Genomic DNA, 16,244 nt, shown 5'->3' with positions numbered 1-16,244 from the left:
CACTACAACGATGTGTAGATACTTATGCTGCGATGGCAGCACCGCGGTGATTGTGATCTTGATCTGAGGCGCCCCGTTAACCACGGCGGCCCACGCTCCAAAGCCTGTGTGAGGGCACACCGAGCCCAAGCGAGGTGCCGAGTGGAGGGGCAAGAGCGCTTTGGTTACTTTCGCGCTTTTCGAAAGTGACCCGCTGTAAGAGCGGAACCCCTAGAAGCCATCACCCAAATACCGGATACACACACACTCCCACCCAGCCCCTCAAGGTCCACACACCAACACCTGCCGCTCATAATTCAACGCCTTGTTCTGCGGCGCCAACGCATAGGTTGCACTGCACTGCTGCTCACCCCATTTGATAACCAACGTCCCCTGATCCTCCTCCACCAACGCCAGGGCATTCCCGTTCGGGTCAGCAATCGCCAGTTGCTTACCGCTCGAGTCCTCAAGCGAAGCCCCAAACGACAGTGGCTTATGCTGCGCATCAAACAACTCAAACAACACGCGCCGCCCTTGGGTGCCGCTGTAGTGCGCCACCACGATGGCGCCACGGCGTGGCACCAGCTGTTGGGTGGCGTTGGTGATCTCCACATCGCCACCCAGGTCGCGGGTGTCCAGGCTGATCCAGTTGACCCGGTAAGGTTGCGCATTGGGGATCACCGCGTAACCGTTGTAGCCCGTTTCGACCCCGCTGTAGCTGCTGATCTTGGCCCCGGAGATGCCCGGCACTTCGGCCAGTGCGAAGGTCTCGCTGACCGTCTGCCCAAGGTTGATACCACCCGCATGCGCGACCACCGAACCGGCAAGGTTGAGGTTCTGCGAGTTGTAGCCCTGGCCCTGGCTGTAGCCGAGGCTGACGTCTGCCACGGAGGTGCGGCTGTTGATATTCACCGAGCCGGAATCGCCACTGGTGTCACTGTGTCCCGCCTGCACCGAGTAAAAGGTGTCGCTGGTGTCGGCCACGTAGCCATTGATGCCCGCTTGGGTGGTGGTGTCGCCGTGCTGGCGGCTGGTGGTGACGAACGCCCGAGGCGCACGGGCCTGGCTGCCCAATGGGAAAGAGATGGACAGGTTCACCTGGGTGTCACTGCTCGGCTCGCCCCAGGTGACGATTTGCTTGGTGCGCGTCACGCCGAGGTTATAGCTCAAGTCGCCCCAGTTGCTGGTGTAACCGGCCGAAAAGCTCTGGGAGCCGCCGCGATTCCAGTAGCGCTGGTCGCTGGCGTTCACGTACAGGCTGCCGAATTCACTGTTACGTCCAAGGCTCTGGTTGATGGTCAGGTCGGTGCGGGTTTTCGAGTGGCCGGTGCGCACGCGCACGTCTTGGCTGCTGTCTTCGACATGGTCGGTGAGGGTGCGGTAACCCTCGGTGGAGTAGCGGTACGCGGCCAGGGTGAAGTTGGTGTCGGTGCCGGTAAAGGTTTTTGCATACAGCGCGCGCACGCTGCTGCCCTGGGTGGTCTGCCCCTGGGCCTTGCTGGAAGAGTGGGTGGTGTCCAGCGAGAAGGCGCCGAACGCGGTGTTCCTACCGGCGCCGATGGACAGCGCGTTGTAGTCCTCGCTGGCTTGCAACCCGACAATCCCGCTGAGGTTGCTGGTCAAGCCATACGCCAACGTGCCGCTGATAAAACGCGGGCTTGCCAACCCGTCGGCATTGCTCTTGAACGTGCCCGCCGAGAGGCTGTACTTCACCTGGCCTTCACGCACCATGATCGGCAAGCTGGAAAACGCTTGCAAGGTCACACGGCGGCTGCCGTCGGCTTCGATCACGGTGATTTGCAAGTCGCCGTTGGAACCGCTGGGGTAAATGTCGTTGATCTCGAACGGCCCCGGCGCCACGTTGGCGGTGTAGAGGATGTAGTCGTTCTGGCGGATCTCCACGGTCGCGTTGGTCTGGGCCACGCCACGGATAACCGGCGCATAGCCGCGCTCGCTGTCGGCGCGCATGCCGTCGTCGGAGGCCAGCTTGAGGCCGCGGTAGCGCACGCTGTCGAACAGGTCGGTGTCGGAGAAAATCTCACCGGCGCTGAACTGGCCCTTGATCGCCGTCACGTCATGCTGCAGGTAGCTGCGGTTGCTGGTGTAGGTGTTCGAACGCCCGGTGCCGCCACTCAGGTTCGACTCGTTGCGCAGGCGCCAGGCACCCAGGTTGATGCCGTTGCGCAGGCCGAGGTTATTCGAGATCCGCGTTTTGTAGTCGCCGGCGGTGCGGCTGCTGTTGAGCTGGTAGTTGATGAACGCGGCGGGCACGCCATCGTCCCACAACTGCGGGTCGACATAGCCACGCAGGCCACGCTGCATGGCGACTTGCGGAATGCTCGCCATCAGGCGCAAGCGGCTGCTGTCGTAGCGCACGCTGGCGTCTTCAATCATCTCGGCGAGGGCGTAGCAGTCCTGCGGGTGCTGCGGGTCGAGCTTGCCCTCGGCTTGCAAACGCGCCATGTCGACGCCCAGTTGTTTGAGCAGGTCAAGGGTCAGGCAGGCTTCGACCCGGCTGTTTTTCGGGTTGCGCTTGAAGTCGATATCGCGCCGACCCACCAGCACTTCATTGCTGTAAAGGTCGACGCGGTAGTTGCCCGGCAGCACGCTGTTGGCAGAGAGCAACTGCTGCAGGTCTACGCTGGATTGCGAGCCTTGCAGGAACGTGGTGTTGAAGGTTTCCGCCGCCTCGTCAGCCATTGCCCAGGCGGGCAGGCTGGCGGCAATCGCGAACGACAGCGTCTTTAACTTCAGTGCGCCACGCGCGGGCCTGTTGCTGGAAAGAAAAGACATGCGAAGACCTGTGACATCCCTGATTGGCGAACAGGCGGGCACGCGAACACGCACGCGAGGTGAGCCTGTGGGTGTGAGAAAAAGGGCTTAAGGTTTGAGACGCGATTCAGTGGCGTGCGAAGCGACGCCCGACAGCGCGGCGGTGTAGTGGTTCTGCGCGCCATAGTCGTTGATGCTGGAAAACGACAGTTGCACCGGGCCGGGCGCTGGCGGCGCCGTGAGCGGGAACTGTTTTTCCTCGCCGGGCGCAATCATGGTCGAGTCGCTGGCCAGTTGCGCCTGCACCTTAATATCGGCCATGGACACGTGGTACAGCGTCGGGTTTTTCACCTGCAACAGGGTGTGCGCGCCGTGTTGGGTGAGTGTCCATTCCAGCTGGGCGGGTGCCTGCAACGCACTGCCTGTGAGGCCGGCAGGGCGATAAAAAATCTTGATGCGTTGGCGGATGGCCAACTGCAAGGTGTTCTCGGCCTCACTGGCCTTGGGTATTTCCTGCACGTTGAGCCACACCACCGACTCGCGGTCCGTGGGCATGCCAGTGCCTTCGTAGAGGATGCGCAGCAGTTGCTGTTCCTTGGCGAACACGCGCGCCAATGGCGGGGTCACGGCAAACGGTGCGCGGCTGCCGCTGGCATCGTTCATGTCGACCCAGGACTGGACCAATACATCCTGGTTGCCGTTGCGCGCGGTGATATTGGCTTCCTTGTGGTCGCCATCAAACACGATACGGGTGGCATTCAATGAAATGCTGGCGGCGGCCTGGGTAGCCAGAAGCATGCCCAGCAGCCCCAGGCATGCGGCGATAGAACGAGGCAGCATGAGGGTTATCCGGTGTCATCAGAAGAAATGGCGAGGCCGCAGGGCCTCGCGCGTTCGGTGCTCGGGGCGCCGGGGTTATTCGTATTGCAGGATGAACGGCAGGGTGGCATCACCGCGACCGGCCGTGGAGGCATTGGCTGCAGACGTCGTGACGTAGGCGGCTGCGAAGCTCAGGGTGGCGTCGCCGCCCGCCGTGCCTTGGCCGTGCATGGTGCTTTCGATGCGTGCGGTGGCCTGCGAACTGAGGTCGATCAAGCTGCCATTGCTGTCGAGCAGAGCAATGCCGACGTTTTGCGCGGTGGCCGAACCCGGGTTCAGCGCCAGCACTTTCTTGCCGGTGACCAGGCCCGAACCGCCGTTGGTGGCGTCAAAGATCATTGCGACTTTGGTGCCCTGGTTGCAGTTGACGTTCAGGTTGAAGTCTTTGGCGGTCACACGGCCTGCGGTTGGGTTTTCGGCGGTGCCCATGTCCTTGATCGACACGTTGCCCATGTCCACGGAAATGGTGCGGTCGGAGTTGGCACCGTCCACCGAGCAGGCGTCGTTGTTGATCACGCCGGTGAAGGTGATTTTACCGCTGCCGCCCAGGGTTGGGGTTGGCGCCGGGTCGACGGCGAATGCACTGCCGGAGGCGGCGATAATGGCCGAGGCGATAACAGCCAGGGAAAACTTCTTCATGATGATGTCCGTAAGTGTTAGTTGGAAAAATGCGCGTGTTGAACTGCGAGGAAAGAGTAAGCGGCGAGGCGGCGGGCGCGAATAAGACGATTCTTATAAGCCGTGAAAAAGGCGGGTTAGTTGCACCAAAGGGCGGGTGCAAAGCCAGGAAAATCGGGGGCGAAGCCATTGTCCAGGAATGGCTTGCGAAGGGTGCGTTAGTTGAAGATGTTACGCGCCAGGCAATAGGCGAGAAGGTCCTGGTCGCTGCCCACTTCAAGTTTGCGCATGGCCGAGATCTTTTGTGCGCTGATGGTTTTTGAACTTCGGTTCTGGCTGCGCGCAATATCACTCACGCTCATGCCGGAAATAAATAAACGCAGGATCTCGAACTCTTTGGGCGACAAGGTGGTGAAGCGCTCGTCGATGGCCGTGAGCGTCTCGATCACCGAGGTCTTGGGCGGTTCCAGGCTGCGATAGGCGCTCTGCTGCGCAATCGCCTTGAGTGCCAGTTGAATCTCGGTGTGCAACTGGCTTTTCTGGATGATGCCGACCACCCCCAGCTCCTGCAGGCGGGTGAGAATCAGGTGGTTGGAAATCATCGTCAGGATCAAAATCTGTACCTGCGGAAAATGCCGTTTCAGGTACTCCACCAGCTTCAGGCCATCGCCATAGGGCGAGTCACCCGGCATGTTGTAGTCGGTGATCACGATGTCGGCGTCCAGGCGTTGCAGCAACTCGATCAGCCCCGCCGAACACACGGCCTCGCCCACCACGTGAAAGCGTGTGTCGCGCTCTACCAGTTCGCGTACCCCGAGCAGCACGATCGGGTGATCGTCCGCGATAACCACGTTGAATTTTTTCATAAAGGGCCGTCCGTAATGCCAGTTCAAGTGAGTGAAGTGTGCCCGGGCTGGAGCGTTTCCAGGACGGCCGACAGTCGCTGTATGACAGCCTTCACCTTGAGCTCAAGCGTTGTGTCGAGGCTGCCACGGTTCAGTGCGTTTTCCAGTTCGATGCAGGCCTGGGCCAGGTTCAGCGCCTGCACGGCGCCCAAGGCACCGGCAGTCGAATGCAGCAGTTGGCCGAGGCCGTGCGCATCACGCTGGGCCAGCGCCACGTCGATACGCTGAACGTCCTGCTGCAAGCTGCTGATGAACAGCGGGCGCATCTTGTCCGACAGTTGCACGCTGTCGTTGAACCGCTCGGGCACAGGCTCAGGCGGCGGCTTGACCTTGCACAGCTTGATCAAGTGACCGCGCAGGGTTTGCAGGCTCAACGGCTTGACGATCCAGGCATTCATGCCCACCGCCAGGCAGCGCACGCCTTCCTCGCGCATGGCGTTGGCGGTGACGCCGATGATCGGCAACAGCGGCTCATGCGCCCTGAGAGTGCTGGCCAGTTCGTAGCCATTCATCAGCGGCATGTTCACGTCGGTCAGCACCAGGTCAAAGGCCTGTGGCTGCCACAGGTTGAGCGCCTGTTCGCCGTTGGCGGCCAGGGTCACCGAGCAGCCGAGCGCCTCCAGTTGTTCCTTGATGATCGCCTGGTTGATCGGGTTGTCCTCGGCCACCAGGATGCGCAGCCCCAACTGCCCGGCGCTGTGTGGTCGGGCGGCGGGCGGATGTTCGTGCTTGCCGTGCTGTGCCAATGACACCGTGGCGGCAATGGCACGCACATCGTGCAGGTCGACGACCCAACCCTGGGCTGTGTGCAGCGGCGGGCTGTGTGCGCCCGGCAGGCACACTACGCGCTGGCCGGGCCAGGGCACGGCGGGCTCGTTGGGCAGCAGGTCGACCAGCACCGCCTGGCGGTTATTCTGCTCCTGTGTGGTCGCGGCCAGGGCTGCAGCGATGCCCAGGCGATTGAGCCAGTCACTGATCGACTGCGCCAACTCGCGCACCGGTGCCTGCACATACACCGGTGTAGGGCTCGGTTCGATCAGCGGCAGGTTGGTCAATTCGCCGCCGCACAGCGGCAGGCGCATCTTCAGGGTAAAGCTGCTGCCCAGGCCGGGCTCGCTGACCACCCGTATCTCGCCGTCCATCATCTGCGCGAGCCACCGGCAAATCGGCAGTCCAAGCCCGGCGCCGCCTTCGCTTGCGGTGTCCGGTGCCTGGTAAAACAGGTCGAACAACTTGGCCTGCTGTGCCTCGGGAATACCCACACCGGAGTCGGTGACTTGCCACTCCAGGTCGACGTTATCGGCGTCGCGTGCGGTGACCCGGGCGCGAATCACGACGCGGCCGATATCGGTGAACTTGATCGCATTGCTCACCAGGTTGTTGAGGATCTGGCGGATGCGCATCGGGTCGCCCAGCACGCTGTCCGGCAACTGTGGGTCGATGCAGCTGTAAAGCTGCAAACCCTTGCGTTGGGCGAACGCGGCATAGGTGTGCAGGGTGTCTTCAAGTATATCCAGCGGGCAGAACTCGACGGCTTCTATCGCCATTTGCCCGGATTCGATCTTCGACACATCCAGCACATCGCTGATCAGCTGGAACAGCGTGGCGGACGAGCGCTGGATGGTGTGCAGGTAGGTTTTCTGGTGCGGGTCCAGGTCGGTCAGGCCGAGCAACTCCAGGGTGCCGAGCACGCCATACAGCGGTGTGCGGATTTCATGGCTCATGGTTGCCAGGAACAGCGTCTTGGCCTCGTTGGCCGCATCGGCGGCGCGGCGTGCGTCCTCCAGGGCCGACGCATCGTCGATATGCCGGGTGATGTCGTTGAAGGCATACAGGCGCACGTCCTCGGCCTGGTAGCGGGTCGATACAAAGCCGATTTGCAGGTGCCGCCCTTCGATTTCCAGGTGCGTCTCGCCACTCTCGGCGCTGTCGTGTACCCCGGCCAGGGACGCCACCAGGCGTGCGGTGCCCGGCCATTGCTGGGCGCGCTGGTTCTCGATCAATACCTTGCCGTCGCTGCGTCGTACCACGCACAAACCGGTGGGCGCGGTGTCGATGATCACGCGGCTGAAGGCCACGCTTTCAGCAATGCGTTCGTGGGCCAGGCGCGCTGGGGCAATCACCTGGCGTCGATACCAGCGGCTGCCCGCCCAACCCAGCGTCACCAGGCTGGCCAGTAACAGCGCCAGGCTGCTCAGCGGCCACAACGCCGAATGGAAGAAATGCGAGTAGTTCAGGCCATAGATCGCGCTCCAGGGCTGGTCGCCGGCCTGGGTGATCTTGAATTCAAAGCCCTGCGCCGTGAAGTGCACGCCATCGCTGAGCGGCGCACCGGCCACCTCCGGCCCAACCAGCCGGTTGCCGTCGGGGGCGATCAAGGTAAAACGATCAAACGCCGAATGGTCCAGGGCGCGCTGCACATCATCGACCTGGGAAACGTCCAGCAAGGTGCCGACGACGGCCTGTTCCTGGCTGTCGAGTGGCAGGCCGATGTAGGCCAGCAGGTGGTCGGGTGCCGGGCCTGCCTGCCAATACACCCGGTTCTGTTCCAGCGGCTGCGGCGTCTGTTCGAGGGTGAGTTGCACCGCGTTGACCAGCGCCACCAGGTTGCCGGTTTCCTCGGTGTTTTCCCGGCGCAGGTAGCCGACCGACGGAATCGTGATGGTGTAATGCGTATGGCGATTGAACAGAAAGGTCTGCGGCGCCTCGTAGGGCGACGAGGACCAGAACGCGCTGAAGTAGCTGGTCAGGTGCGCACCCAGCGCGAAAATCTGGGGCCGGGCGGCGGTGCTGACCTGCTGCTCATCGAACTTGACGCTGAACGGCACCGAAAACGAATACTTCTGGCCTTCGTACAGCGTGCGCCGGTTATCGACCATGCGGCTTTTCAGGCTGACCTGCACGTTGGTGGCGCGCAGCAGTTCAGCCTGGATGCCTGGGTGCGTCAGGCTCCTGAGGTACGACTCCTGTTCATGCAGGTTTTCCATCAGACGCGCGAAGTGAAAGCGCGTGGCGCCATACCGCGTCTCGACCCCGCGTTGCAGTGACCAGTAGTTGCTAAGCACCAGCAGCAACGCGATTCCAATCAGCACCATCAGGCCTTTGTTCAGGCGCAATGAGCTGCGGGTGAAGGCTTCAAGGACCGCGTTGTTGTGCTTCATCAGGGGTTTCCGCAGGCGCAGGATAAATCGGCACTGGATGGAGCTTACTCCTTACTATCGGACAGATAATCCGTGACCGCCAGCTAGTGAGATGTCGCGGGGCCATCATTGTTCAGTAATTGCTGAAATTGGTCGGAAGACACCGCGTGAGAGATCAGGAAGCCCTGCACTTGATTGCAGTCGATTTTGCGCAGCAAGGCCAACTGCTGGGGTGTCTCGACGCCTTCGGCCACCACCGTCAGGCCGAGTTTGCGGCCCAGCGCGATGATGCTCGCCAGGGCCTGGGCGATGCCTTCGTTGTCATGGCTGCCCTGGACCAGCGCCTGGTCGATCTTGAGTTCGGTGAATGGCGTGGACACCAGATTCAGGTACGAGCTGTAGCCCTTGCCGAAGTCATCCTGGGACAGCCCGAAACCCTTGATGCGCAGGCGACAGGCCCCGGCGTAGAAGTTGCTGATGTCCTGCGGCACCGAGCACTCCATCAACTCGAAGCAGATCATCCCCGGGATGCCGTCGTGGTGCAGCACGAACTCCAGCAGCCGGTCGGCCAGGTCGTGGCTGTTGAGCAGGTGCGTGGGCAGGTTGATCGACACCGGGATTTCATAACCCCGTTGGCGCCAGCGCTCCTGGGCGTGGATCGCCTGTTTAAGCACCAGCCATAACAGCCGCTCCTCCAGCTCGAAGGCCTTGATCGCCGGCAGGAACGCGGCCGGCAGCATCACCCCTTGCTCGGGGTGCATCCAGCGCACCAGGGCTTCGGCGGCGACGATGCGGCCGTTGTCCAGGGACTTTTTCGGCTGGAACCACGCCTGGAACTGGCCCGCGCTCATGGCCTGGACCAGTGTGTGGCGGTCGATGTCCAGGTGTTCGGGGAGTACGGGTGAGGGCTTGCGCGCGGTGTTCCTGAGCTGGTCGATCAGGCTGCGCAACGCGTCGGCGGCGACCGGTTTGGAGATCAAGCCGATCACCTCCACATTGAGGTTTTTCGCCACCAGGCTTGCCGCCATCAACATGCGCCGCGATGCCGCGCTCATGATTGCCAGTGCCGGCTTGCAGCGCAGGTTAGCCAGGCACTGGATAAACTGCACACCGTCCATGCCGGGCATCAGCAGGTCGGTCAATACCAGGTCGAAATCCCGCTGGCGCAGACGCTCCAGCGCTTGTTTGCCATCCTCGGCGGTTTCGAGCATGAAATCCCCCAACTCACTGAGCAAGTGCTGCAGGTAGATGTGCTGCAGGGGATGGTCCTCAACAATCAAAATACTAAGGGGCTTCATGGGTGATCCGTGCATAAGGCGCCAGGGAGTTGAATAGAGCCCGCAACGCAAAGGGTTTGACCAGGCAATGGTTCATGCCGGCGGCCAGGCACAGGTCGGCCTCGCCGCGCATGGCGTTGGCGGTGGCCCCGATAATCGGCAACGGGCAGCCCTGGCGCCGCAGTTCGCGCGCCAGTTCATAGCCGTTGATGTGGGGCATGTTCACGTCCGTCAACACCACGTCGAAGTTGCCGGCGGTGTACAGCTGCAACGCTTCCTGACCATCGGCCGCCAGCTCCACGGTGCAGCCGAGTTCTTCCAGTTGGTCACGCAATATCAGCTGGTTGATGATGTTGTCCTCGGCCACCAGCAGGTGCAGGTTGAGTTTGGTCAGGTCACGGTGGCGTGTCTGCTCATCGGCGCGGGCCACCCATAGCCCTTGCGCCTGGCTGACGGCCTGGTGAATCGCGCCGAGGTGGTTGAGGTTGACGTGCCATGCGCCGGCGTCGGCCTCCAGGGCATTGCAGGCATTGCTGCTGACGTGGATTACCGGGCCCGGCCATTCGGGCGCCAGCAACGGGTCGACGCTGCCGGGATGCACTTGCAGCAACAGATGACTGTCGGGCAGCGTCGGCAGGCCGGTCTGCGCCCGTGCACCCCAGCGGCGCAACCAGCCGCTGATGGAATTGGCCAATTCCGGGATGGGCGACGCCACGTAAATGGTCTCGGCCAACAGCGGTGTCACCGGCAGGGTTGGCGCCGCTTCCAGTGGCAGGATCAGGCTGAAGCTGCTGCCCAGGCCCAGCTCGCTGACCATGCGGATGTTGCCGTTCATCAACTCTGTCAGGCGCTGGCAGATCGGCAGGCCCAGGCCGGTGCCAGCCACTACGTTGGTGTTGCCTTCGCTTTGGTAAAACGGCTCGAAAATCATCGCCTGGTCTTCCTGGGCGATGCCTTTGCCGGTGTCCGAAACCTGCCACAACAGGCTGGAACGCTCGCCATCGCGCCCGAGCACCTTGACCCGCAGCACCACGCGCCCGTAGTCGGTGAACTTCACCGCGTTGTTGAGCAGGTTATTCAGGATCTGGCGGATGCGCGTCACGTCGCCGATCAACCGCTCCGGCAGCTTCGGGTCGAAGCAGGCGTAGAGTTGCAGGCCTTTGCCTTGGGCGGCGGCGGCATAGCCCTGGATGATTTCGTGGACCAGGTCCAGGGGCGAGAATTCGCTCAATTCCAGCGCCAGTTGCCCGGCCTCGATTTTTGACACGTCGAGCACATCGCAAATCAATTGCAGCAGGGTCGAGGACGAGCCTTCGATGGCGTGCAAGTAGTCTTTTTGCTGGGTGTCCAGTTGCGTGCGCGCCAGCAGTTCGAGGGTGCCGAGCACGCCATACAGCGGCGTGCGGATTTCGTGGCTCATGGTTGCCAGGAACAGGGTTTTCGCAGCGTTGGCGGCGTCCGCCGATTGCCGCGCTTCTTCCAGCGCCGCCTCGACCTGTTTGCGCGCACTGATATCGCTGAAGGCGCAAAACAGCACGTCCTCGCCTTTGTAGCGGGTCGGCGCGCTGCTCAGGTACAGGTGGCGGCCGTCGATGGTTTCAAAGTAATCGCTGCGCTCGGAGGGCCCGTCGGCGAAGGCCTGTTCGATCCAGCCGGCGCGCAATGCCTCGCGCTCCGGGCCGCTGCCCAGCAACTGCTGGGCCAGGGTGTTTTCCAACACCACCTGGCCGTCGGTGCGGCGCAGTACACAGAGGGCGACGGGCGCGGTCTGGATCACATCGCGACCGAACGCCTCGCTTTCGATCAGCGCCTGGATACGGTGGATCGAGGGGATGATGAAACGCTGGTCGACACGGCGCATCACCAGCCAGATCAGCGTCACGCTGAACAGGCAGAACAGCAGCGAGCCAAGCAGCTGCTTCCATAAACCGGTGACCACCGCGCGCAAGTCGATGGAGTACATCAGCTGCCAGTCGGACGACTTCAGGTGTTTGCGGATCACCAGATGGTCGGGCAGAAAACCGCTGCCGACAAACCCGAAAAAGCTGTCTTCGCCGGGCCTCAGGCGTTGCTGGCTCAGGCGCGGGTCGACGCTGTTGGTGAACACCAGCATGCCCTGGGAGTTGAGCATCATGAACTCGCCCGCACTCTGGTCGCTGAGGGTTGAAGACACTTCGCGGCTCTCCATCTCCAGCCCCAGCCAGCCCGATTCGGCATCGCGCTCGTCCAGGCGAATGAAGATGTACAGGTGCGCGTGCTGCTCGCTGGTGTCGCTCAGCCACAACTCGTGGAGCGTCGCCGGGTCGCTGTGTTGCAACGCCTTGAGACGATTGAGCAGGCCCTTGGAAATCGGCAACACCGTTGACGTCGCGTCGTACAGTCGCGTGACCTGCGGGCTGGGGCCGGCGTTCACGTAGAGCAGGTTGAGCTGCTTGGCCTTGAGGTAGTCGCGCAGGCGCGCGGTCAGCCAGATGTTCCACTGGTTGCCGGGGGTATCGCCCAGCTGCACATGCTCTTCCTCGGCAGAGGAGGGGTAGATCCTGGCCTGTTTGCGTACCGCTGACAGGCTGAGGCTTTCGAGCAGTGCCGCACGGTTGGTGAAAAAGGTATGTGCTTCGGCGATGGCGCTGCTCATGTAGCCACGGCGCAGGGAGATGTCGTTGTTGAACGTGGACAGCAGGAAGGTATAGACCCCGCTGAGGATACCGACGAGCAGCACGGTCGCAAAAATACGAAGCAGCCGTCTGGCTGCTTCGGGTCGGGAAAGGACGGGGTTGATCTGGAGCAGGTAACTTTTCAATCGCATCGGCAGACTTTAAGCGCTGGTCCGCGCGCCTGGCATAAGACGATCCTTAAAAGCGGCCTACTTGTAATACATATCCACCACCACCGCGGCGTCGAATGCGCCGGGAATCGGCAAGGTGCGCCATTTCAAGTCGGCGCGAAATTCATCGTGGCTCTGGCCCAGGCCCATCAGTTCTTGCAGCGTGAACCAGGTGTTGAACGGCAGTTGCTGTTGGCTCTCGGCGCGGGACAGCGCAATACCCACCGAACTGTTGTTATCCGGCACCAGCAACCCATTGACCACATTGCCGCCGCCTGGCGTGGTGGCAAAACGTGCGCTGACGGTGTACGGCGTGTCGCAGCCCTTGCGCAGGCTCAGGCTGAAGTTCGCGGTGCTGGCGACTTCACCGATCGACGCCTTGCGCGAAGGCGTGGGGAAGTTCACCACGCTGGGGCTGATGGTCAGCTCGGGCGTGCACGGCACGAAGCGGATGTCGTTCATGCCGGTGACCACGTAGTTGAAGTTGCTGTTGGGCCGTGAGTTAAGCCCGCGCACACCGTCGAGCTGGAACACCCGGTACGAGGTCAAGGTACTCGCCTGGCCGCTCGGTGGGGTGGGGTCGTATTTCTCGATGAATACACTGAAGTTGAGGGTGAAGCGTGCCTTGTCCCAGCCCACGCAGCTGGACAAATTGCAGCCACGGTCGGAAAAGAACCCGGTACCGACCTTGCCGGTGCTTTGGGTGATGGGCTGGTTGTTATAGCGAATGCCCACGCGAATCCCGGTGCCGATACTGACGCTGGCCGGGTTGACGTAGAAATACACTTCCTCGCGGCCGTGGTTGTAGTCGTCCTTGCAGATCACATTGGTCGAGCGTGGCCCCGACTCCCAGATAATCGTACCGTTGGGCGCATCGGCGGCCACCGCCAGCGCCGTGCCCAGCGCCTCTTGGGTGATGATCGAATTGGTGCCGTCTTCGCGGCAGGCGAGCGCGTGGCTGGTGGCGGGCAGTACCGCACAAGCCCACAGCAGCATCGGCAAAAAACGTTTGGTCAGTGACATAGGTGCAAGTACCCCGCGAGCGATCACTTGAGCACCGCGCTATGGCGGGCCTGCAAGCCGATATCGGTGATTTCGGTGAAGTGGAGGGTGGTGCCTGCTGGCAAAAGTGTCGGCGCGGTCAGGGTTTTGCGCTCATGGGGCTTGAGCAGCAAGTAATCGCTGAGCGCCTGACTGTCGGTGTGCACGTTCACCAGCGACAGGTGAAACGCACTGGGGTTGCTAACCGTGACGGTACGCCCGTCTGCGCTGCTCCAGAGCAACTGCTTCACGGCCTCCGCCGAGCCACCCTCAAGCGCGGGTGGCCGATAGAACAGCTTGAGCCGTTGGCGAATGGCAAATTGCACGCTGTTGGGGTCTTCCGGCTTGAGCGGGATTTCCATGATGTTGAGCCAGAACAGCGATTCGCGGTCCGTGGGTAAACCTTCGCCGGCATACAGGATTCGCAGTCGGTGATGCTCTCCCGCGCCCATCTGTACCAACGGCTCGGTGACGGCAAACGGCACGTCGCGGCCGTTGGATTGATCCTCTCCGGTGATCCAGGTTTGCACCACCACCTCGCGTGGCGCCTGGTTGACCACGCTGATGTTGGCTTCCTTGTCGTGGCCGAAATAGATCAGGCGCGTGCCTTCGATCTTCAGCGCCGCGCTGGCGGGCGGTGGCGCGAGGATCAGCAGGCTGCTGGTGAGCAGCACCATTCTGAGTAGAAACATGAACACAGGGGAATTCCATGCGGCGTATAGGGACGCTGTCCATGCTAGGGCGAGGCGGGGGCGAAGGCTTTCAGGCGATTCTTAAAGTGCGCCGCTGTGCCGCTGACCGTTTCAGAATCGCCTTAAAGTCATGTTTCACCCCCGACGGTTAACGTGTTCAGCGTTGAATGATCGACGCTGATGCCCAACTGTCAGGTTTACCCTATGTCCAATAAAGCGTTACGCCTTCTGATTGCCGATGCAGACCTGCTGCAGCGGATCAAGATCGAGAAAATGCTCAACCAACTGGGCTATTACCGCATTGCCCCCTTGAGTTCGTTCGACGAGTTGCAGGCGTTGACGCGCGCGACCGGTGTGGCGTTCGACCTGTTGATCATCAACACCGCGTTGGTGCGCTCGCGCCAGGTCAACCTGTTGAAGTACTGCCATGACAACCCGCTGATCCGCCACACGCTGATCTATGACGGGCAATGCGCGCAGAGTTCGGTGGTGTCGGTGTCGGTGAGCCAGACCCTGCACCTGTCGCTGTCGCAATCGCCCGACTTCAACTCGCTGCGCCGCTGCATGGAGATTGTCGACCCGGCGCACAGCCTGCCGGTGGTTGAGCGGCCGACGCTGCGTGCCGTCGACAGCCGGGCCGGCCAACCCGCCATGGCCCCGCGCGCCATCTTCCAGGGTGATCCGGCGGTGGTGGCGTGCGCCGTCGGGCTGTCGCCCAAGCGTTAGTGTTTCCAGCGCGGGTTCAGCTGCGCCACACCGGCTGGTTGTCGTCGCCCAGCGCCCAATGCGCGTGGCGAGGCGTGAGGCACACCCCACCGACCCAGCGCACATGGCTGGCATGCTCCAGCCAATGGGCATTGCCGTTCAGCACTGCGTGCCCCAGCGGCGTCAGGGCCAGCTCGCGGCGCGGCCATTCGTGGTCAGGCGCGCTTTCGGTCAGCAACGGCTGCTCGCCATCGATCAACGGGCGCAACAGCGCGTGAAACATCATGTCCCCCAGAAATGGCAGGGGCTCACGCTTCGCCATCAATTCTGCGAACACTCTGGCGAATGGCACCGGCCCGGCCTCGGCGATGTACGCCAGGGACAGGCGCTCGGTGAGTGACAGGCCATCGTGAAGGCCTGGCAACTCCTGCAACTGGCGCCGTAACGCCGGGGCGAGAAAGGGCAGTGCCGGCGGGGTGCCCTGGGCCAGCTCGGCGAGCTTGATTGGCGAGCTGTCGCAGTAAGCGGCCCACGCCTGTTTCGCCAACTGCACCGCGTCATCGTCGATCACGCGGCGTTGTGGCCATAGCCACGCCAGTACATCCGGCGCCAATTGGCCGATGCCAATAAAGCGTTCGACCCCAGGAATGCGATCGACTTCAATCAGCTCCAGCTTGCGCGGCACCTGCTCAAGACCGGCCAGGGCGCGTATCAGGAACAATTGGTCATAGGCGTCCGCCTCGCACCACAGCACGCTGTGATCGGCGCTGGCCAAACTTTCCAGGTGGTCGTACTCAGCATGCACGCGGCGCGTGACTTCGGCGTGGTCGAGGCTGAAGGCCTGGCTGATAAAGGCGCTGCGCAGGGCGCGGAAATCTTCACCGGGCAGGTCGCGAACCGGCCCCATGCACAAGGGGTCGGTGAGCATCTGAAACTCGCCCTTGAAGCCTGCGACCTGCAGGCTGTGGGCAATATCATTGCCGCAACGCCAGTGGGTGGTGCGGGCTTCATCGCTGGCGTCGAAAGCAGGATGGCGCGCGGCGAAATCGATGGCATCGACATGTGCCTTGAGCTTGGGCCAACTGCTGAAACCCAACTGCTTGGCGATCTGCCATTGGGCCTGGGACAAGGTGGCGGTGGGGTTCTCGGTTTTCAGGCGCGGCAACAGTTCCTTGGCGCGCTTGCGCTGCTGCTCAAGGTTGATACGGCCATCAGTGGTCGAGGAAATGCGGCGTTGCGACATACGAGCTCCTTGCACAAACCTTTTCCGCTTCAAGGTTGGGAGTCGTAGAAATGAGGTAAAGCGTCGATGTCTTGGGCGCAGCCCTTTCCGCGGAAGGTGGCGTAGAGAGCGCCAGGCGGGAAATATAGGCAGTGCCGGCGCTGATTGCAAGGCGGCCCTTACGGCAAGG

General features: G+C 62.2%; 12 protein-coding genes. 1 reads left to right on the top strand and 11 read right to left on the bottom strand.

What is annotated here, in order from left to right; all coding sequences use genetic code 11:
* Positions 1-261 precede the first annotated feature (261 nt).
* From WBB95_RS07645 to WBB95_RS07605, 9 genes are all read right to left on the bottom strand, one after another.
* Positions 262-2,772: a fimbria/pilus outer membrane usher protein gene (locus tag WBB95_RS07645; RefSeq protein ID WP_424487016.1), complete on the bottom strand. Its 2,511-nt coding sequence runs from the start codon at positions 2,770-2,772 to the stop codon at positions 262-264.
* A gap of 87 nt (positions 2,773-2,859) precedes the next feature.
* Positions 2,860-3,591: a fimbrial biogenesis chaperone gene (locus WBB95_RS07640; RefSeq protein ID WP_424487015.1), complete on the bottom strand. Its 732-nt coding sequence runs from the start codon at positions 3,589-3,591 to the stop codon at positions 2,860-2,862.
* Positions 3,592-3,666: 75 nt separating this feature from the next.
* Entirely contained in the window at positions 3,667-4,269 is a 603-nt protein-coding gene (locus tag WBB95_RS07635) for a fimbrial protein (RefSeq protein WP_424487014.1), read from the bottom strand.
* A 197-nt stretch (positions 4,270-4,466) separates the two neighbouring features.
* Positions 4,467-5,114, bottom strand: a complete 648-nt coding sequence (locus tag WBB95_RS07630; protein ID WP_424487013.1) for a response regulator — start codon at positions 5,112-5,114, stop codon at positions 4,467-4,469.
* Between the two features lie 23 nt (positions 5,115-5,137).
* A complete protein-coding gene (locus WBB95_RS07625; protein WP_424487012.1) occupies positions 5,138-8,314 on the bottom strand; it encodes a response regulator in 3,177 nt (1,058 codons plus the stop codon).
* Between the two features lie 83 nt (positions 8,315-8,397).
* Positions 8,398-9,591 carry an EAL domain-containing response regulator gene (locus WBB95_RS07620; protein ID WP_424487011.1) on the bottom strand — a complete coding sequence of 398 codons (1,194 nt, stop codon included), beginning with the start codon at positions 9,589-9,591 and terminating at the stop codon, positions 8,398-8,400.
* Positions 9,578-12,376, bottom strand: coding sequence for an ATP-binding protein (locus tag WBB95_RS07615; protein WP_424487010.1), 2,799 nt, complete (start codon positions 12,374-12,376; stop codon positions 9,578-9,580). Before WBB95_RS07615 ends, WBB95_RS07620 begins: the two co-directional genes overlap by 14 nt.
* Positions 12,377-12,433: 57 nt before the next feature.
* Complete coding sequence (locus tag WBB95_RS07610; protein WP_424487009.1) at positions 12,434-13,417, bottom strand: hypothetical protein; 984 nt, start codon at positions 13,415-13,417, stop codon at positions 12,434-12,436.
* A gap of 23 nt (positions 13,418-13,440) precedes the next feature.
* Entirely contained in the window at positions 13,441-14,127 is a 687-nt protein-coding gene (locus tag WBB95_RS07605) for a fimbrial biogenesis chaperone (RefSeq protein WP_424487008.1), read from the bottom strand.
* Between the two features lie 204 nt (positions 14,128-14,331).
* Here WBB95_RS07605 and WBB95_RS07600 point away from each other — a divergent pair, with 204 nt between their 5' ends.
* Complete coding sequence (locus WBB95_RS07600; protein ID WP_424487007.1) at positions 14,332-14,853, top strand: chemotaxis protein CheY; 522 nt, start codon at positions 14,332-14,334, stop codon at positions 14,851-14,853.
* Positions 14,854-14,869: 16 nt separating this feature from the next.
* Here WBB95_RS07600 and WBB95_RS07595 read toward each other — a convergent pair whose 3' ends face one another.
* Both WBB95_RS07595 and WBB95_RS07590 read right to left on the bottom strand, forming a co-directional pair.
* On the bottom strand, positions 14,870-16,075 hold the full coding sequence (locus WBB95_RS07595) for a DUF1835 domain-containing protein (RefSeq protein ID WP_424487006.1): 1,206 nt from the start codon (positions 16,073-16,075) through the stop codon (positions 14,870-14,872).
* On the bottom strand, positions 16,044-16,244 hold a 201-nt coding region (locus tag WBB95_RS07590), incomplete at its 5' end, for a hypothetical protein (protein ID WP_424487005.1). The genes WBB95_RS07590 and WBB95_RS07595, both read right to left, overlap by 32 nt.

Origin of the sequence: Pseudomonas sp. (assembly GCF_049645325.1) — a bacterium.
In the GTDB taxonomy this organism is placed as follows: Bacteria; Pseudomonadota; Gammaproteobacteria; order Pseudomonadales; family Pseudomonadaceae; genus Aquipseudomonas.
Note: the sequence above shows the minus strand (reverse complement) of the source record. Positions and strands in the feature narration are given on the sequence as shown.